This is a genomic window from Singulisphaera acidiphila DSM 18658 (genome assembly GCF_000242455.2).
Lineage (GTDB): Bacteria > Planctomycetota > Planctomycetia > Isosphaerales > Isosphaeraceae > Singulisphaera > Singulisphaera acidiphila.
On the sequence record NC_019892.1, the window covers coordinates 7,753,272 to 7,771,815 of the forward strand.

Genomic DNA, 18,544 nt, shown 5'->3' on the forward strand with positions numbered 1-18,544 from the left:
CGATTGGGCAGACCCGCGTTGTCATACCGGCAGGCTCGGAGGGAGCGGGCCTCCCCTTCCTTGATCGGCCCATCCCTCAGCCCCGATCAGTTTCACAAATCGGCATCCCATAATCGAGTGAATCTCGGGCCGGCCGCTCTGCTTCCGGATGATCGTAAGCTCCTGGCTAAACTCGTCACCTACGGGGGCCACCAGCAGTCCCCCTTCAATCAACTGTTCAAAGAGCGTTGATGGAAATCCAGGTGCGCCGGCGGTCACGAGGATGCGGTCGAAGGGGGCTTCAGCAGGCCAGCCGAGGGTGCCGTCACCGATCAAGTAACGGATGTTCGTACGCCCAAGACCATCGAGAATCGATCGCGCCCGCAACGAGAGCTCCGCAAGCCTCTCGATGGTGAAGACCTCGGAAGCCAAGTGACTGAGGACGGCCGTCTGATAACCGCTGCCGGTCCCGATTTCCAAGACACGCTCGGTCCCTGATAACGCCAATCCCTGGGTCATCACGGCCACCATGTACGGCTGGCTGATCGTCTGCTCGTGACCGATCGGAATCGCCCGGTCGTCGAGGGCATGGCGGCGCTCGTCGGGAGGAAGGAACTGCCGTCTCGAGAGGCGGGCGAGAATCTCCAGGAGGCGAGGGTCATGGATTCCCCGCTGGCGGACCTGTTGCGCAATGGCGGCACCTGGGAATGGGTCAGGCGGTCTGCGGCTGGGCATGCTCACTCGCCTCGTCGAGCTGAAAATCCTTCACCTCGAGTTGCACTTCGCGACGCCCGTTCCACTCGTTGATCGAGGGGTGAAACACGAACGAACAGAGTGTGTTCGCCGCGAGAGATTTGGCCCGATCGGCCATGTTCCAGGCGATCGCCTTGACGACCACCGACCCCTGCATCAGGCGAAGTTGGAGATGATTCTTCCGCTCCCCCACGACCCGAGGCTCACCCAGCAGACGCACTCCGCTGGCCAACAGCAACGGCCGCGGATTGCCCATCCCATGGGGTTCGAGCATCTCCAGGGCCTCGACCACCTTCGTCGTGAGCATCGCCAGCGGGACCTCGGCGTCGATGGTGATCGCCTTCCTCAATTGTTCGGCGGTCAGCGTCTCACGGCAATGGAGCTCGAACCGCTCCGCGAATTGAGCGAATTGAGCAACCGGAAGCCGGAGGCCGGCCGCCGCCGCATGCCCCCCGAAACTGGTCAGGCCGTCGGAACATTGGTGGATCGCCTGGTAGAGGTCGAGACCGGGGATCGACCGCGCCGACCCTTGCCCCACCTCATCCCCAAGGGCCACGACAATGGCCGGCCGATGATAGACTTCCACGAGGCGGCTGGCGACGATCCCGATCACGCCGGGATGCCAGCCCACGCGTCCCAGGACGATCGCGCCCCGGCTCCCCAAGCCCCCTTGCTCGGTGATCATCTGATGGGCTTCGGCGACGATCCTGTGCTCGAGCTCTTGCCGATCCTTATTGCAACGATCGAGCTCCTCGGCGATCTCACGGGCCAGCACCGTATCATCGGTCGTGAGCATCTCAACCGCCTTCATCGCTCGCTCGAGACGCCCCGCCGCATTGATTCGCGGACCCATGTTGAAGCCGATATTCCCGGCCGTCAGTTTCCGCTTGCCCAGGCAGCCGGAAACCTCCATCAAGGCGCGGAGCCCCACCGTCGGCTCGCCGAACATCCCGGCCAACCCGTGGCGAACGAGGATCCGGTTTTCACCGTTCAAGGGAACCACGTCGGCCACGGTCGCCATGGCAACCAGGCTGAGCGAACGCACGAGGAAGTCGCGGAGGTGGGGCGACGCTTTTTTGCCGTCGCCGAACACCTTGGCAATCTGCCAGGCGAGCTTGAAGGCGACCGCCGCGCCACAGAGGTCGCCGAACGGATAGAGGCTGCCCGCCAGTCGCGGATGGACCACGACATCCGCCTCGGGCAACTCGTTACCGATCGTATGATGGTCGGTCACGATGAACTCAACACCCAGTTCTCGCGCCAGGCGGGCCTCGTTCACGGCTGAAATGCCGCAATCGACGGTAATAATCAACTCGGCCCGCGACTCCGTTGCCAGCCGCCGCAAGGCGTCGGCATTGACGCCGTAACCCTCGTCGACCCGGTGTGGAATGTAGTAATCGACATTCTTCGCACCCGCCAGGCGAAGGCAGGCCCAGAGGATACTCGTGCCACAGACGCCGTCGACATCGTAGTCGCCGTAGATCACGACTTTCTTCTGAGCCCGGACCGCCTTGATGATCCGATCGGCCGCGTCAACAACCCCCGGAAGCGACTCGGGATCGTGCAGCGTTCCGAGGCGCGACTCGAGAAAGGCGAGAGCAACGGTCGGCTCCTCGATCCCCCGGTTCAGCAACAACTGGGCAACCAGCGGCGGTATGCCGGCATCGCGGCCCAAGGCCGCGGTCCGCTCCGAATCGTGAGGTCTCAGCCGCCAGCGCGTGCTCATCCTCTCGCTTTCCTCTCGTTGGCGAAGGCTCAGAACCAGCCCCGGCGTTTTGCGAAGAGATAGAGGAACCCAGGCATGACGATCATGATCAGGCACGACCCCATGAAGAGCGACTGCTTGGGCAACCAGCTCTTGAATGCGAGCGTCTCTCCAAAGAAGTTCATCCCGAAGAAGCTGGTCAGAAATGAAAGCGGTAAGAACATGACCGTGACAAGCGTGAACGCCTTCATGATATCGTTAGTGCGATTGGAGATCGCGGAGAGATAAGTATCCAAGGCTCCCGAAATGAGGTCACGCAGGCTCTCAGCGATATCGTGGATGCGGACGATATGATCATACACGTCACGAAAGTAGACGCGATGCTCCGGGTTGACCGGGTCGTACTCGTCGCGGGCCAGGCGGTTGAGTACCTCCCGTTCCGGCATGAGAACGCGGTGGAGCCGCAGGGCCGAACGCTTCACCTGAAAGATGGCTTGAAGCGTCCTGGGGGTCGGCCGGTCGAAGACCTCGTCCTGCGCGGCGTCGATCGCATCATCGAGGTGCTCGATGGCGGGAAGGTACTCGGCAACGCTCATGTCGAGGATGTGATAGAGCAAATGCCCGGCCCCATGCTTGAGCCGGTTCGTCGGGTCGCGTTCGATATTGCGGCGCAACTGGTCGAGGATTTTCAGCGGTTCGTTGTGATAGGTGACCAGGTAATTGCGACCAAGGAATATGTCCAGTTCGTGGAGCCGAACACAATCGGTCTCGGGGTCGAAGTCGATCGTGTGAAAGACGATGTAGAGGTATTCCCCCCAGTCGTCAACCTTGGCGACGTGGGTATCTTTGACCGCATCCTCAATCGCCAGAGGATGAAAGTGGAAAACGCCTTCGAGCAGTTCTTCCACCCGCCGGTCGGCGTTCTGGGTCTGATCCTCGATCTCGACCCAGAGGGTCCCCTTCTCATCCTCCAAGGCGTGCGGAATCTGGTCGATCGGCCAATCGAAATGGATCTGGCCGCCGCCATCCCGGTAGATGACCCGGATCTGGAGGCCCGGAACGCTTGATCCAGATGAGACGGTTTCGGCTTGAAGCGAGCTCATCGGCACGGATCCCGAGGATTTACGAGTCTCAAGGACGTTTCAAGGCTGCCTTTTGGTCCTTGATTTCTTCCACATAGAGATCGATCTCGATCTCCGAACGGCCATGAGGGATCATACGCCGGATGGGACTGCTGAAGGGATGGAATTTGCGAGCCTGGTCAGGATGGACCGGGACATTGACTAGACCGATTTGATTCCAGCCCACCGCAACCCGATCGGCCTCGAACGAGCCGTCAGGGCGAATGGGCGCAGAGCGGAGCTTGCCGACCGTCCCGTCGATGGGAATGAATTCAATCCAGCCCTTCCAGTCCTTTTGGGCCGAGCGTCCGCTGATCCGAATGATCCCGGAGACTTGGGTCGTCTCGAATTGCTCCGGCCCCAACTCCTCCCGGCATCCTGAGTTGAAGAGGAGGAGCAGGCCCGAAATCGTCAGGCTCAAGGATCCCGGACGCCAACGCATACCGCCACCTGGGCTTCGCTTCGAGAGACCAACGTCCCGGGATCGGTGAGCCAACGAACGATCGCCGCTCACTCCGATTCAGTCCATCGGCTGAAATCCCGGAGCACTGCACGGAAAGTCGCGAGATCCGCAGCATCGACTTGATCGTCGCCGACACTCTCGGAAATCAGGCGGAGCAGCCGGCCTCCGCGCCAGCCTCGGCCAACATAGGGGCCAAGCTGATCCCGAAAGGCAAAGAGCAGGCCTCCCGACTGTCTCTCGCCCGCCAGTCGACCGACAGGTCCCAGGATCGCGAGGACGCCGCCGCGCTGGTTCAAGCCGGCTCGAGCGCCTGCTCCACGCGTCGCGAGGACAGTCCCCCCTTGCTGAGCATACGCCAAGCCCTCGCTCGCCTCCCCCAGGAGCAGGATCCGGCCTGCCCGCAGGGCACGCCCCGCTCCATCCCCGGCGGGGCCTCGGCAAACGACCGTCAGGCCAGGGGCTTCCATCGCAGCGGCGAGTTCCGGCCCCGCCCGCCCCTCAACCTCGATCACCGCGTTCCACGTCCCCTTCAACCCGGCCGCCAAGAACCGCTGTCCCTCCGCGCCCGCCAGGCAGACGCGAGGCGTCCCCGAATCCAGGCGCTGGATCAGCTCCGCGTTGATTTTCTCATAATCGCGGATATCGGGGACGGAAAGGACCGCGGTCGTGAGTGCAGATCCAGGAGAAGTCATTTGCCGCGAACCGCGCCGGCGACCTTGGGGTCTTCGGCTCGAACGTCGGCAATCTGGGCCTTCAGCGGGAACTGCTTGTCCCCGAACTCCTTGTCCTCCGGAACGTTCTTGTCGAGGAACGACTTCAGGGCCGCGACCTTGTCGCTCAAATCCTTGGCGACCTTTCCTCGGTTCCCCTTGGGCGCCTTGAACAGTTCGACGGCCGACTTGGCGACAGGCTTGATCAGGTTGCCCAACTGCTCAACAAACACACGGTTGTTCCCGAGGTTCGGCATCCGAAGCAGGCCCGACTCTCGTGCCCCGTCCACGCCGTAGAAAGCCGGATAGATCTGGTAGAGGAGAGGCGCGGCGTAGGACTGGGCCAGCGCGTTGTTATTCTCATACGTGGCGACAATCCGCTCGCCAAGCTCGGCCGCAACCTCACCGCCATAATAGGCAACGAGTTTGTAGTTAAACTTCCCGTTCGCCTGACTGACCCGCATCATACCCAAGGTCCAGGCCGCCTGGGCACGCACCTCGGGCCGAACCGTCGGATCGGCAAGCAACTGCATGGCAGCCGAGGCCATCTCGAGCTTGGCCTGCGCCCGAGGATCGGCGGCCATCCGCAAGGCGCCCAGGGCCTCGAGTGCCCGCAGCTGGGCGGGCCATGGCAAGCTTTTATCGGCCAGCCAATCCACAAGAGCATGAGCCGACTTGGCGGTCGACGTCGTCCCCCCGGGAAGATCCTGGTAGGCTCCGGTCGAACCCTGCAAGATGTTGAGTAGACCCCGCGCCGACCAGATCTTGACCCAGGTCGTCTGGTCCTTGTCATTGAGCTGGGCAATGAACGTGTCGATCGCGTCCGGGCTTCCCGTCTTACCCAGGAGAATCGCCGCCTCGAGTCGAGCCAGCAGGTGGTTTTTCAGCAGCTTCGGCGCCACGCCCAGCAGCGCCTCGGTATACGCCTTGAGAAAGGCCGTATTGTTCGCCCGTTTGGCCAGATCAATCGGAGTGGCAAGACTGGTGCTGGCCTCCCGGAACCCGACCGCTGCTGCGGACGTGGGATTGCGCGACGGATTAGGCGTGATCAATCCATCGATAAACGAACGGTTCGTCAGATCGGCCGCGTACTTATTGACATACTTCTGAATCAGGTCGCGATCGATCGCTCCCCCCTTCGCCATCGACTCGATGTCACGGGCCTGCCGCGGGTTGAATGCGGGCGAAGGAAGCGGGGTGAAGGTATTCGCGTTGGCCTTAATCGCGTTCGGGTCGATGAAGATCTCAACCGACGCGGGCGTGTTGTCGCTTCCCTTCTCCTCAGCGTCTTCCTCGGCCTCCTGCGTCGCGGCACCAGCCGCGGCCTCTTTCTTCGGAGGGTCGCTGGGGCTCTCGGCCGTTTTCTCGGCCTCGGTGGGCGGCGTGGTTTGTTGTGCCTTGAGCGTCAGCGGAAGGACGCCGAGCAGCACGATCGAAGGCCACACCCACGAGCACCCCCGTGGCATCCTCGGGGCGAGCGCTTTGATCATGGTCGCCAACCTCTTGGTTAAACTCGCGGCCCTAACAACCCGGTCGAGCTTGGCCCGAGGCCCAGGTTACGCCAGGTCTGGTGCGATAGTCATGTGTGATTGTCGCCACGCAGTCAGGACTCTCGACCGATTGGCCGGGACGCAAATGACCACGTAACGGGGACGGGAACTGGCGGGGACGGCTCAACACGCAAATCCACCCGCTTTGGGGACGGCGTACGAGCTGGCTCGGCCCGTCGGGACAACAACTCATCTCAAGTTGGTCCAGATACTTCCATCGAGGAATACCCGGTCCAAGTTACCCTGCTATTGGCCCCCTGTCAAGTCAACCGAACCCTCCCGGCCGCTGCTCGCCCCGCAACGGCGTGCCCTGAGCCGGCGGAAAAGTTCAATATTAAATGAATAAACCAGGGAAATCAGGGGAAATAGGCATTTCCCCCAACTCTCCCTAACCATTGGACGCACTTACTGCGATTTCGTTCCCTTGGCGGTTCGCAAATCCAAGGGTGAGCCGGTCCTTCGAAGCAGGGGGAGTTGTTCCGGAGAGGCATCGCCCGTAGAATCAGGCAATAATCCTCCGGAAACTAGGCCAAGACATGTGGCCCGCGAGCGCCATGTAGGGCACGTTGGCTGTTCGGTCGATTGTGGAGATTGCCTGAGTATGGTCGAACGTCGTTATATTTTTCCTGGCATCATCGAGCTCAATGTCCAGGCCAGACGCCGACTTGGGGTCAATATTTACCTCATCGACGGCGGCACTGAGTACGCGTTGATCGACGTCGGCTTCCTCGACGAGCTCTCTGAAGTCCTCGAGCTAATCCGGCAGATGAACTTCAGCCTGTCCAACTGCAAGATGATTTTGGCGACCCATGCCGATGCCGACCACACGCAGGGCCTGGCGCGGGCTCGCGAGGTGCTCAAGTGCAAGGTCGCGGCCCATCCCAAGAGCGTCGCCCCGCTCCAGGATGGCGACGAGGTGCTCACCTACGCGCGGATCGACGCCCAGAACATCCACATCCCGATGCCCCGTTGCAAGGTCGACATGACGATCGACGAAGGCGACGTCGTGACGATCGGCGACCGGAAACTCGAGGTCTGGAGCACGCCGGGCCACACCGCCGGCCAACTCTCCTTTCGGATGGGTAACCTCCTCTTCTCGGGCGACAACATCTTCCGGGACGGATGCGTGGGGGTCATTGATGCCCACCACGGGTCGAACCTGGTCGAATTCATCGCCAGTCTCAAGCGAATCCGGGCCTGCGACGCCGAGTATCTCCTCCCCTCGCACGGACCGATCTTCCGTAAGGACAACGCACTGCTCGACGCCACCATCGCCCGGCTCGAGTCGTACACCCACATGGCCGACTTCGGCACTTGCGCCATCGATTGGCCGCTCCTCGACGAGTGGGAAGATGAGCTTGCGCAAGGAAAGCTCAATCTCTAAGCGCGTGTGCATGCCGATGTCTTGCCGGGTGGGCACGTCCCACCCCTCTTTTTTTCCTTTCCTTGACAGAGGGCAGGCTTCAGCCTGTCACCACCGCACAGGGACGGCGGGCCAAAGCCTCTCATCGGCCCGCCGCCTTGTCTGTCCCCCTCAACAAAAGGCACGAAGTTCTCGGGCCAACCGTTTTCGAGTCCATCGAATCGTCGGCCAGCATCAATCAGGGCATGCGCATACAACTTTATCCATGTCGTCAATGCGCAATTTCCTAGCTTACCGCATGACGATGACGTCCTTCCCTTTCATCCGCCAGCCCGCTTCCCGATCGCCGATCAGTGCGATACCCCTTCGTCCAGTCTGGCCGTGCGGCCGATCGAAATCGTCAGTGTACCGCAGCCCGCGAGATCAACGATCTCATCCCGGCCGGAGCGGGCAGCTCATAGGTCTCCCACCGCATTTCTTCGGGGCCGCCGTAGCGTTGATATTGGATCCTTTTCATCGTCGTCTCTGTGCGGGATGGAGAACCCAGAAGGTTCCCCGCATCCTTTTGGAGTCGATGCATGTCAAAATGCCGCAATCGTTTGTGGTGAATCGCGAATCCCATACCGGGCCGCAACCCTGGATGGAGAGCCGTGAAATTGAGGGATTTCAAAAAAGATCTCGCGGTTTGCGATCACCAAAACGGATGGGACTGACGAGAACAATGGCCGATTTCAGAAGACGTAAATTGGCTCAAGTCAATCGCAACGCCGACCGACAAGTCGCGATTGACGGAATTGCGAGACAGACTTAGAATCCCGCGCCCAGTAGCCGGCGACACGGATCGTTGACCGGTAAGTTTCGTCAGGCGGAACGGAGGTCGTCGTATGAACGCAGCGTTGAGTCTCTTCGCTCTCGCTCTCCTCGGAGCAGATTCATCCCCGAACCAGGGCACTCTCCCTATTCAGTATCGAGTCAAGCTACTCGAGATGGATGGGTTGAAGTGGCGCGAGTCGATCTACACCCGGCTTCAGCCGGTCGCTCGACAAGGCACCTGCGCGATCTGGACGGCGAATCAGGATGTAATTAAACCCTTAGTAGATCAGGCAAGCCGGGTCTTGATGAACCCGCAGGTCATGGCGGACCCCAACGCCGTGGCGGCCTATTCCCAGCGGACGACGCGAAAGGTCGCCTCGCAACTGACCCGCCATGCGGACGGCCCTGTCGATCATGCCGTGGCGGTCGCCTATACCACCGACCACGAGGATCTCCGGGAAGGCTGCCAGTTCACGATGTCAGGTCGAAAGCTCGACCAGGGCATGCTCGTCAGGATGGTCGTCGAAGAAACCAGGATTGCCGCAATTCACCAGGTGAAGCTGACGGAGTTCGTTCCCAAGAAAGACGACCAAGGCGAGCAGACGATCCTCAGCCCCAAGCTTGACGTGCCGGAAGTCGTGAAAGGGACGCTCGAAGGGGAGTGGCTGATCCCCAATAGCGGAGTGCTCGTGGCAAGCCTCGGCGCCCACACGATCGACGACGGCAACGGTAAGGCCGTGATCCGCGAACGGCTGATGCTGATTGAAGCCGCCCCGGTTACCCCCCGGACCACCGTCGATCTGTCCCAGGCGCTCAGTCGAAGTTTCACGTTCGTGGCACCCGCCCGAGTCTCCACGATCCCCATGCCGAACCACCTTCCGATCATGCCCGGCCGTGTTCCGATCGCGCCGAGCCGTTCACTGCCGATAGCCCGCGCCGCGGATGGAACCCCGGTTCCGCTTCCGCCGCTTCCCGAGTCGCAAGTGCCGCCGACGTCGTTTCCCGGAACCTCCGAGCCGTGCGCAACCCCGCAGACCGCACCGCAGCCCAAATCCGCAAGCGACGACACGGTTACCCCTCACGTCAAAGACAATGAGGAGACCAAGTCGATCGACCTCGAATCGCACCGAGTGGGTTATTACCCCGAAGCCAGCGCAGCGGACACGCTTGGCGCTTCGGCCCGAGGCTTCTGGTCCACCATCAAGCCCTATCTGCTCCGCCTCCCGCTTGGGCCTGGAATCGACATCGAACTCAGCGCAACGGTCAAGCCATCGATCAAGCCCTGAGCGAATCCGCTGTTACGCTCAACGACGAATCCGCCAGCGAAACGAATTCGGGTGGTCGGGACCTCACAGGCCCTGGCCACCCGTTTTTTTCATTTCCGCGACGGTCGACTTCTCGACGGTTCACTTTCGGCGGTTCGCCCATCGACGCCATTGAGCAAGGCTTCGAGCTCTCTCGAACCCGCCACTGAGGCAAGACCTCCGACTTCGCCCGGAAGCGTGTGCCGCTTACAATAAAGCTTAGCTCTCGTCATGCGAGGGGGCGCGCGGATCTCTTGATGCAGACCGCCACGGACTCCATTTTTTTTGCCAGCGATTCTTAAATACAGGGATATGCTCATGCCGGACCCCCGCTGGGAGGCTCTCGCCGACATCCTGATCGGCCACTCGACTCGGCTCGAAAAAGGGCAAGTTCTCCTGATCGAGTGCTTCGACCTCGACGATAGCACCCTGCCCCGGCTCCTCGTTCAGAAGGCCGCCAGGAAGGGCGCCTATCCGCTCGTTGAGACCAAGGATACACGAATCATTCGCGAGCTCATCAAGAACGCGTCGGAAGGGCAGATGCGTGCGCTGGGCGACTTCGAGTTGCACCGGATGAGCCAGGTTCACGCCTACATTGGTCTCCGAGGCGCCCGGAACATCAACGAGATGTCCGACGTGCAGGGGGAGAAAATGAACCTCTACAACACGCACTACCTCAAACCGGTCCACTTTGAGTGCCGGATCAAGCAGACGAAATGGTGCGTCCTTCGGCTCCCCAACTCGAGCATGGCCCAGCAGGCCGGAATGAGTACCGAAGCGTTCGAGAACTTCTATTTTGATGTCTGCAACCTCGACTATCCTCGGCTCGCCAAGGCGCTAAGACCGCTGGTCGACCGCATGACCAAGGCGCGTGAGGTCCATATCAAGGCGCCGGAGACCGACCTCCGATTCTCGATCGAAGGGATCCCGGTCATCCCTTGCTCGGGTGAGATGAATATTCCCGACGGCGAGGTCTTCACCGCGCCCGTACGCGACTCCGTCGAAGGCCACGTGCGTTTCAATACGCCGACGATCTACCAAGGGTCTTCGTTCGACGGCGTCCGGCTCGACTTTCGGGGCGGCCGGATCGTCGAGGCCCACTGCACCGGGGGCGACCTCAAGAAACTGCGGAGGATTTTCGAGACCGACGAAGGGGCCTCGTACATCGGTGAATGGTCGATCGGTTGCAATCCGAGGATCCTCCACCCGATGCGCGACATCCTCTTCGACGAGAAGATCGCCGGCAGCTTTCACCTCACCCCCGGCAACGCGTATGATGAGGCGGATAATGGCAATCGTTCGAAGATTCACTGGGATCTCGTGCAGATTCAACGACCCGACTATGGAGGGGGGAGCATCGCCTTCGACGGCGAGCCGATCCGGGTCGACGGCCGTTTCATCCCCGAGGATCTGCAAGCTCTCGACCCCGAATAATTGACGAGGAACGTGCCCCGAACCCAAGAGAGACGCTCTCCATGCTCACGACGCTTCTCCTCTCACTCGCCCTGTTCGGCCAGGCCAAGAACGACCCTGACCAGTTCCCTCTCGCCCTGCACCGGAGCATGGAGATCGACGACCTCGACCGCGAAATCCAGCGGTTGCACGACACGGTTCTGTTCAAGCGTGCCCAGCTGGTCAGCACCCAGCGCCTGTCGCAACGAGGGCTGGTGAGCCGGGCCGACTTCGAACGAGAAACGGCCTCGCTTCGCTACGAGGAAGCCCACGAAGCAGAATCGACAGCCTATCGAAACCTGAAGGTCTACGAGCGTGACGTGATGGGCCGCGTCATCTCCTCCGACGAGGTCAAGGCTTACTCGCTCCTGCTCGACTGGGTCAAGAAACAGGCGACGATGGCCCAGGTCGACCTCGACTTTCGCGACTACACCCTGAAGCAGACCCGCGCGCTCTACCAGCGAAAGGCGATCAGCCGGCAAGAGCTCGACGACGCCGAGCAGGCCTTCAACACAGCCCAGGCAAGTCTGGCCCTCAGCAAGTCACGCGAGGCGCAAATCGTGATGGAACTGGCCTCGCGCCAAGGAGAAAAATCGTACGACGCCGCAGAATATCAACGGCTCAAAGCCGCTTATCTCAAGGCGCGCATCCAATATTTCGAGGTCGTCACCGCCGGGTCCAAGAACCGGCTGACGATCGCCCAGCAGCGATCGCTTCGCGGCTTGATTGCGGCGGAAGACGTCACCTTGTTCCAGAAAGCCGTCGACGACGCTGAGGCCGCCCTGGCCGCCGAGCGAACAAAACTCCAAGAGAACGAGAACGCCCCTCGTCAGCCCACAACCTCGAACTGATGGTCGTGGCCCAACGTCTCGGTGCGGTGTAGCTTGGCCAGCCTCCGCTTCACTTCACTCAGGCGTTTCCACCTTCCCGAGTGAATGTTCGCGGGCGCGGCCGTTCTTGCCTCTTCGCTGCGTCTCGATGCCCTCGATGAGTTGCTGGACTTCCGTGGTGTATTGGCCGTGGGCTCGGAGCAGGTCGGCCGCCTGGGGAAGACGCATTTTACCAAGGTAGATCAACCGGTAGGCTTCTTCCAAGGCTGCGATCGCAGCCTTGGAAATCCCCTTTCGCTTCAGGGCCGATGCGTTGACACGGCGGACCTTCGAGGGGATCCCGTCCGCCCGCATATACCGGGGAACGTCCTGGGTCGCCTTCGACTTCATGCCGACGAAGCTGTAGGCCCCGATCGTCACGTTATGAATGATCGCCACACCGACGGCAAATCCGGCGTGGTCTTCGACATGGACGTGGCCGCCGAGCATCGTCCATTCGCCAATCGTGATGTTATCACCCAGCTTGCAGTCGTGGGCCACGTGCGATGAGGCCAGGAGCGTGTTCCGGCTGCCGATCCGCGTGATGCCGTCCTCTTTCTCGGAGGCGCGGTGGATCGTCACCCCATTGCCCAGGAAGTTGCAATCGCCGATATCAACCCGCGTGGGACTCCCGCGATAGGAAACGTCCTGAGGAACGTCTCCTATCGAGACAAACGGGCCGATCCGGTTGAACTCGCCGATGGTCACTCGGCCCGAGATGCAGACGTTGGCGGCCAGGCGAGTCCCTCGGCCGATCCGGACTTCGGGTCCGATGACGCAATAGGGACCGATCTCGACGTCGACGGCCAGCTCAGCGCGAGGGTCGACACAGGCCCTTGATGCAATGATGGTCGTCACGGTCGGATTCCCCAATCCCTTGAGGTCCGTGGGGTCGGGTCGAAGCCCCTGCACTGATTGCGCAGGTGCGGTAACCGCCACGTTCGTCCGCTCGGACGACCTCGGTAGAGGAGCCGATCCATTGCCCCGCCGAGTTCTCTTCCTAAGAGCATACACCCTAAACGTGGCTCGTTGCCAGGTCCGACCACTTTGGATCTTTTACCCAGGTCACGCGACGTGAAGCCCGGCTGGGAGTCGACCTCGAGATGGCTTGGCGAAATCCCAGGTCTCTGCTACCATCCCGCGCCTGCTGTCGGCCCCTGCGGCGCTGGATTCCCTTCGAGAAACGATGGAGTCGGTTACATGCTCCCTCACCGGATTTGGCGTCGCCGCTTACTTGCGGCGGCCTTGGTTATCGGAGCCTGTCACCAGATCTGGCGCCATGGCCAGGATTATGTGTTCATCGACAAATTTGCGGAGGTCGTGCCGGGGCGGATCTACCGCGGCGCCTGGCAGCAAGACTGGCCGATGCACAGGCTGGTCCGCAACTATAAGATCAAGACGGTCGTGGCTCTTGCCCATCCTCCCGAGAGCCCCTTGGCTGTCAAGGAGAAGGCGCTCGCCAACGAGTTGGGATTCCGCTGGATCCATATCCCGATCGTCGACCATCGGATCTCAGGTGTGTCGCAGCCCCTTCTCGATAGCCTCGAGCGAGCCGCCAACGCGCTGGCCAGTTCCAAGAACCAGCCGGTCTACTTTCACTGCCATCATGGGGTCAACCGGACCTCAATGGTCCAGATCGCCTATCGAACACTCCACTGCGGTTGGACGCTGGAGCAGGCGACCGAAGAGATCTCGCGCGATTTCGGTTTGAAGGAGGTCGCTCATGGCCCCGACTACCGCCAGATGGCGGCCTTTTACAATGAGCGCGTCCTACCCCGACGCCAGGCGCGACTCAACCAACGCGAATCCAACGGCCTCTCGTTGAACGCGGCGATCTCCGGAAATTAGAGCGGTTGCCCCTCGAATCGCTCGACCTAGTGCAAAAGCGGATCGCGACCGGTGACCCCGCCGTTTCACTGCGCTCCGGTCGGAAGGCTCACCGAGCCGGCTCCCTTCTCACCGAGCGTCGCGAGCGAGGCAGGGCTCGAGGGTGACGATTCGGAGAGCGAGGCCGCGAAGGCTACGATATCTCGGTCGCTCAATGGTGCGATCGTCGCGGCAAACTTGGTGTCGATGGCGTTGACGACCATCTGGGCCATGAGCCCTTGCCCCATCGTCCCGAAATGGCGCTGGTCGGCCAGGAAGAGATGATTGAGGTCATTCCCCGACTGGATCCGGTCGAGTCTCCGGCCACCGATCAGCGCATGGTCACGACTGAACCGGTTGGCAATCTTCGCCGCCATATCGAAGTCGGCCACCGCGACCCTCGGCTGGAGCAAGGCGAGGGACCGGATCTGGGTGTTATAGGCTCGGAGCGCGGCGGAATAACGATCGAGTAAGGGGACAGCTAACCTTTGCTCGCGGACGGCTCCCCGGATCATCGGCAGGTCTCTGATGTCCGGCACCGTGACGGCGACGACCTTGACCTGAGGGCTTGCGTTGAGAATCGTCTCCAAGGCGACCCGATAGTTGGCCAGGGCCCGGGGCAGCGTGTCGTCGAGCGCCGTCGACGGATCGGCGGACGCGAGCGCGTGGATGAAGTCGTTGCCGCCCACGAAGATCACGACGACGGAAACTTTCCCAGCGGCCACCTGAGCAGCCAGGCCGGTGTGCTGCCCGGCGGCCAGGAGGTCGTCGGTCGTCGCATCACTCTGGGCCCAGTTAAACTCATAGCCCTGGTCACGCGGCTGGCCACGGCTGACCGTACTGAACTCGCCGAAGTTCAAACCGCGGGTCGCGGCCAGGATCTCCACCCAGTTGCGGCTCGTCATTCGGTCAGGAGAGTAGAACTGATATTCATCGGAATAACTGTCGCCGAGAACACCAATTCCGCCCAACTCACCGGCTGGGACAGCCGAACATGGCATCAATGCTAAGAACGACGCGAGAACTCCCCCCTTCAGCCCCCTCATCAACGTACACTCCCGGTTGTTTCATCATAAGGTGGTGATCGATTGTAGGCGCCGAGAACGGGCCGACCCTCGATTTTTGCTCATTCCTCCTTGGAGAGCAGGTGGTGCGAAAGTCCCGAGTCACAAACCTCGCCGATCGCCGTCAGAATGGCGTAGCAATAGGTTGGCTAGGCGTGAACCGGTTGATCGCAACCTTCGTTACAAAGCACAATCCGGACATTTACGCCCGAAAGTTGTCTTGTGACTTCAAAACTTTAGCTCCCAATTTGGAAAAGCTAAAGCTTCTTACCCCCTTCGACTGGGGAAATTTATCCTGTTCTCAGGCTTGTATGAATGGAACGGGTTATAACGATGAGAGTTGCCATAAAGAGGGCCTAACATCGTCGATTTCTACGCTGGCTCCGAGGCGCGATCGAGTCGATGCCTCACCGATTCGTCCACTTGGCAGGAGATTGCCCCTCTCGATGTTGCGTTTTAGCAACAGGCAACCGGAGAACGTGGGCTACAATGATCCTAGCCGGAGGAATCAGACGAAAGGGAATTACTGATCGGCCGGGCCTTCCATCCGAGGAGTCGCTGATGAACGATAACTTACTCGGTTTCCTCAAAGCCCGCCCTCGCGCCGTGGGGGAGGCGTTTCGCACCAACCCGCGTCACCAATCACGACGCCGCGCGTTGGTTTCCTGGCAACAAGGACGAGAATCGCGCACCGTTAAGGCCCGCTTGATCGATATCAGTCGCATGGGAGTGGCGCTGACCGCGTCCACCCCGCCACCCAGCTCGGCGGTCGTCTGCATCCGCTTGGTCGGGTCAACTCCGACCCCTTGGATCGAAGGGGACGTGGTCGGAATCGAGCCGACCGATGGCACCTATCGGATCCGGATCAAATTCCGCGAGCCTTGTCCGACAATCATGATCAAGTCGGCCGTACTTGCGCCCCAGACGTCCGAGGAAAAAACGGCGAGTTCGGCCGACGCAAAGCAACCCTGAACAATCAGACAGCGGTAAAATCAGACGGCCCGGGTGCTTTTGGGAAAAAAAACGCCCGGGCCCGTTCGATTGGGGACGATCCGAAGGACGTGGGAAACGTCTCGGTCGTCCGTGACAACATTACATCCCCACCTCATGGTGGTGAGGCCTCTCGGTCTTTCCCTCTTCCTCGGGTTCGTCGCTGGTCAGGCTGAGAAAACCCAACTCGTCGCCACGATCGGCGAGGTTTTGTTCGAGGTCGCAGAGTCCGAAACAGGCGAGATCGTTGCTGAGGTCGCTGACCCAGAGGTCATTGACTTCGTCTGGGACGTGTGGCTTCAATGACGCGGAGGCGGCCGTCTGGCCGAGACGTGTCGACTGTCGTTGAGTTGGGACGTGAGGGTGCGCCATAGGTGCTCCCTGGTCGCTGGGCGACCGTTGGGCCGAGAAACCCGCCTCCGTCGACCAATGAGCCGCCGGAGTGCGACTCCTCTACTTCATTCTACGCGTACCAACACGAATCGGTGCGAAGAAATGCAGTTCGCCTCTGAAGGCTCAAAGCGGTCAACGCGGAGCGGCCTCTCGGCGCGCCCCGCGCGAGCCTTTGTCGCTCAATCCCACTTGAGAATCGCCCCAGTGTGGGCACTGGTAGCCATGCTTGCATACTTGGCAAGGTAACCCCGTGTGAAACGGAGAGCCGGGGGCGTCCACGACGCTCGTCGAGCCGCGAGTTCCTCGTCGGAGAGTTGAACCGAGAGCCGGCCCGCAGGAATGTCAATCTCGATGATGTCGCCGTCGCGGAGCAGGCCGATCGGTCCGCCCACGGCGGCCTCGGGGCTGACGTGGCCGATCGAGGCTCCGGCCGTTCCACCCGAGAAGCGGCCGTCGGTGATCAAGGCGCACTTGTCTCCCAGGCCAACCCCCTTGATGGCAGTCGTCGGAGCAAGCATCTCCTGCATGCCCGGGCCTCCCTTGGGGCCCTCGTTGCGGATGATGACCACGTCGCCGGCCTTCACCTTATCGAACACGATGCCGTTATAGGCGTCTTGCTCGTTCTCGAAGATCACGGCCGGCCCTGAGTGCTTGAGCATCTTCGGATCGACGCCCGCCGTCTTGACCACCGCCCCCTCGGGCGCGAGATTGCCGTAGAGCATCGACAGGCCGCCCGACTGCGAGTAGGCCTTGTCCACGGTCCGGATCACGTCGAACGGATCGAAGCCGGAGGCCCCGTCCTGCCCTTGCTGGTCGGAACCGTTGCTCCCATTGCCGCCCGGAGTCTCGCCCTCGGAATCGAGGACCGCCAGCCCGGCCGCCTGCGAGCGGGCCTCGGCAACCACACTCGGCACCGTCCAGGCCTGAATGGTGCGCTCACCCCCCGCGCGGACCCGAGTCAGCGTCTTGGCGACGGGAACGGCATTCGCGTTCCGGACGTCGTAGTCGACGATGTTCTCACCGAGTGTCTTGCCCGTCACCGTGGAGCAGGAGAGGGTGAGCAGGCCGGGGAGACCGCGCTCCACTTCCCCCAAAATCGTGTGGATGCCCCCTGCCCGGGCGACGTCCTCGATATGGTAGGAGCTTGCCGGGCTCACCTTACAGATGTTCGCAACCTTCTTGCTCAGCTCGTCGATCCGCCGCATCGAGTACTCGACGCCCGCCTCATGAGCGATGGCCAGGATGTGGAGCACGGTGTTCGTGCTTCCCCCCATCGCCATATCCAGAATCATGGCATTGTCGAAGGCCTCGCGGGTCGCGATCTCTCGAGGCAGGAGCCCGTGCCCTTCACCGAGACGACCAAAATCTTTGGCCATCTCGACAATCCGTTTCGCCGCGCGCTCGTAGAGCGACTTGCGATCGGCCGAGGTCGCCAGGATCGTGCCGTTGCCGGGCAGGCCCATGCCCAACGCCTCGGCCAGGCAGTTCATGCTGTTGGCGGTGAACATGCCCGAACAGCTTCCGCAGGTCGGGCAGGCTGCCTTTTCGATCTCATCGAGCTCTTCGGCCGTGATCTGGCCGTTTTGCCGCTTCACGCCCGCGACGAACGCGTCGATCAGGTCGACGGACTTCCCGCTCTCGGTCTTCCCCGCCTCCATGGGGCCTCCCGAGACGAAGACGGTCGGCACATTGACCCGCATCGCTCCCATGAACATCCCCGGCACGATCTTGTCGCAGTTGGGGATGCAGATCATGCCGTCGAACCGGTGCGCCTCGATCATCGTCTCGACGCAATCGGCAATGAGCTCGCGCGACGGCAACGAGAACTTCATCCCGTTGTGGCCCATCGCGATCCCGTCATCGACGCCGATCGTATTGAACAGGAAGGGAACGCCGCCGGCCGCCCGGACACACTCCTTGACGAAGTTGCCGACCTCCTGGAGATGGACGTGCCCCGGAATGATGTCGACGTGGCTGTTGCAGATCGCGATGAACGGCTTGTCCCAGTCCCCTTCACGAACGCCGGTCGCACGCAGCAAGCTGCGGTGCCCGGCACGGGCGTCCCCCTTCTTGATCGTGTCGGATCGCATGCTGACCCCATTCGTTTCGGTGGGCATGAGGAGGGCTCCCGGCTAATTAAGTCCCGGTC

The 18,544-nt window shown here is 61.4% G+C and carries 16 protein-coding genes; 6 read left to right on the plus strand and 10 right to left on the minus strand.

What is annotated here, in order from left to right; genetic code table 11:
- Positions 1 to 21 precede the first annotated feature (21 nt).
- The 6 genes from SINAC_RS30240 to SINAC_RS30265 form a co-directional block, all read right to left on the minus strand.
- A complete protein-coding gene (locus SINAC_RS30240; protein WP_015249357.1) occupies positions 22 to 714 on the minus strand; it encodes a protein-L-isoaspartate(D-aspartate) O-methyltransferase in 693 nt (230 codons plus the stop codon).
- A complete protein-coding gene (gene recJ / locus SINAC_RS30245) occupies positions 692 to 2,458 on the minus strand; it encodes a single-stranded-DNA-specific exonuclease RecJ (RefSeq protein ID WP_015249358.1) in 1,767 nt (588 codons plus the stop codon). The genes SINAC_RS30240 and recJ overlap by 23 nt, the downstream gene beginning before the upstream one ends.
- Before the next feature lie 29 nt (positions 2,459 to 2,487).
- Complete coding sequence (gene corA, locus SINAC_RS30250; protein WP_015249359.1) at positions 2,488 to 3,540, minus strand: magnesium/cobalt transporter CorA; 1,053 nt, start codon at positions 3,538 to 3,540, stop codon at positions 2,488 to 2,490.
- Between the two features lie 28 nt (positions 3,541 to 3,568).
- Positions 3,569 to 4,000 (minus strand): hypothetical protein, encoded by a 432-nt coding sequence (locus tag SINAC_RS30255; protein WP_015249360.1) that lies wholly within the window; start codon positions 3,998 to 4,000, stop codon positions 3,569 to 3,571.
- 68 nt (positions 4,001 to 4,068) lie between these two features.
- Positions 4,069 to 4,713, minus strand: coding sequence for a GltB/FmdC/FwdC-like GXGXG domain-containing protein (locus SINAC_RS30260; protein WP_015249361.1), 645 nt, complete (start codon positions 4,711 to 4,713; stop codon positions 4,069 to 4,071).
- Positions 4,710 to 6,176 (minus strand): HEAT repeat domain-containing protein, encoded by a 1,467-nt coding sequence (locus SINAC_RS30265; protein WP_020467012.1) that lies wholly within the window; start codon positions 6,174 to 6,176, stop codon positions 4,710 to 4,712. Before SINAC_RS30265 ends, SINAC_RS30260 begins: the two co-directional genes overlap by 4 nt.
- Positions 6,177 to 6,882: 706 nt before the next feature.
- Between SINAC_RS30265 and SINAC_RS30270 the strand changes: the two genes are divergently transcribed.
- From SINAC_RS30270 to SINAC_RS30285, 4 genes are all read left to right on the plus strand, one after another.
- Positions 6,883 to 7,665, plus strand: a complete 783-nt coding sequence (locus SINAC_RS30270) for an MBL fold metallo-hydrolase (protein WP_015249363.1) — start codon at positions 6,883 to 6,885, stop codon at positions 7,663 to 7,665.
- Between the two features lie 863 nt (positions 7,666 to 8,528).
- A complete protein-coding gene (locus tag SINAC_RS30275; protein ID WP_015249365.1) occupies positions 8,529 to 9,743 on the plus strand; it encodes a hypothetical protein in 1,215 nt (404 codons plus the stop codon).
- A 336-nt stretch (positions 9,744 to 10,079) separates the two neighbouring features.
- Complete coding sequence (locus SINAC_RS30280; protein ID WP_015249366.1) at positions 10,080 to 11,195, plus strand: aminopeptidase; 1,116 nt, start codon at positions 10,080 to 10,082, stop codon at positions 11,193 to 11,195.
- Positions 11,196 to 11,236: 41 nt separating this feature from the next.
- Complete coding sequence (locus SINAC_RS30285) at positions 11,237 to 12,064, plus strand: RND family efflux transporter (RefSeq protein WP_015249367.1); 828 nt, start codon at positions 11,237 to 11,239, stop codon at positions 12,062 to 12,064.
- Positions 12,065 to 12,118: 54 nt separating this feature from the next.
- Here SINAC_RS30285 and lpxA read toward each other — a convergent pair whose 3' ends face one another.
- Positions 12,119 to 12,940, minus strand: coding sequence for an acyl-ACP--UDP-N-acetylglucosamine O-acyltransferase (lpxA, locus tag SINAC_RS30290; protein WP_026012111.1), 822 nt, complete (start codon positions 12,938 to 12,940; stop codon positions 12,119 to 12,121).
- Between the two features lie 342 nt (positions 12,941 to 13,282).
- Here lpxA and SINAC_RS30295 point away from each other — a divergent pair, with 342 nt between their 5' ends.
- Positions 13,283 to 13,930 (plus strand): tyrosine-protein phosphatase, encoded by a 648-nt coding sequence (locus SINAC_RS30295; RefSeq protein ID WP_015249369.1) that lies wholly within the window; start codon positions 13,283 to 13,285, stop codon positions 13,928 to 13,930.
- A 65-nt stretch (positions 13,931 to 13,995) separates the two neighbouring features.
- Here the strand turns inward: SINAC_RS30295 and SINAC_RS30300 are convergent, their stop codons facing one another.
- Complete coding sequence (locus SINAC_RS30300) at positions 13,996 to 14,994, minus strand: SGNH/GDSL hydrolase family protein (RefSeq protein ID WP_015249370.1); 999 nt, start codon at positions 14,992 to 14,994, stop codon at positions 13,996 to 13,998.
- Between the two features lie 579 nt (positions 14,995 to 15,573).
- Here SINAC_RS30300 and SINAC_RS30305 point away from each other — a divergent pair.
- Positions 15,574 to 15,984 (plus strand): PilZ domain-containing protein, encoded by a 411-nt coding sequence (locus SINAC_RS30305; protein WP_015249371.1) that lies wholly within the window; start codon positions 15,574 to 15,576, stop codon positions 15,982 to 15,984.
- A gap of 120 nt (positions 15,985 to 16,104) precedes the next feature.
- Here the strand turns inward: SINAC_RS30305 and SINAC_RS30310 are convergent, their stop codons facing one another.
- Together SINAC_RS30310 and ilvD are read right to left on the minus strand one after the other, a co-directional pair.
- Positions 16,105 to 16,374, minus strand: coding sequence for a hypothetical protein (locus SINAC_RS30310; RefSeq protein ID WP_015249372.1), 270 nt, complete (start codon positions 16,372 to 16,374; stop codon positions 16,105 to 16,107).
- A gap of 200 nt (positions 16,375 to 16,574) precedes the next feature.
- Positions 16,575 to 18,512 carry a dihydroxy-acid dehydratase gene (gene ilvD / locus SINAC_RS30315; RefSeq protein ID WP_015249373.1) on the minus strand — a complete coding sequence of 646 codons (1,938 nt, stop codon included), beginning with the start codon at positions 18,510 to 18,512 and terminating at the stop codon, positions 16,575 to 16,577.
- Positions 18,513 to 18,544: the final 32 nt, after the last annotated feature.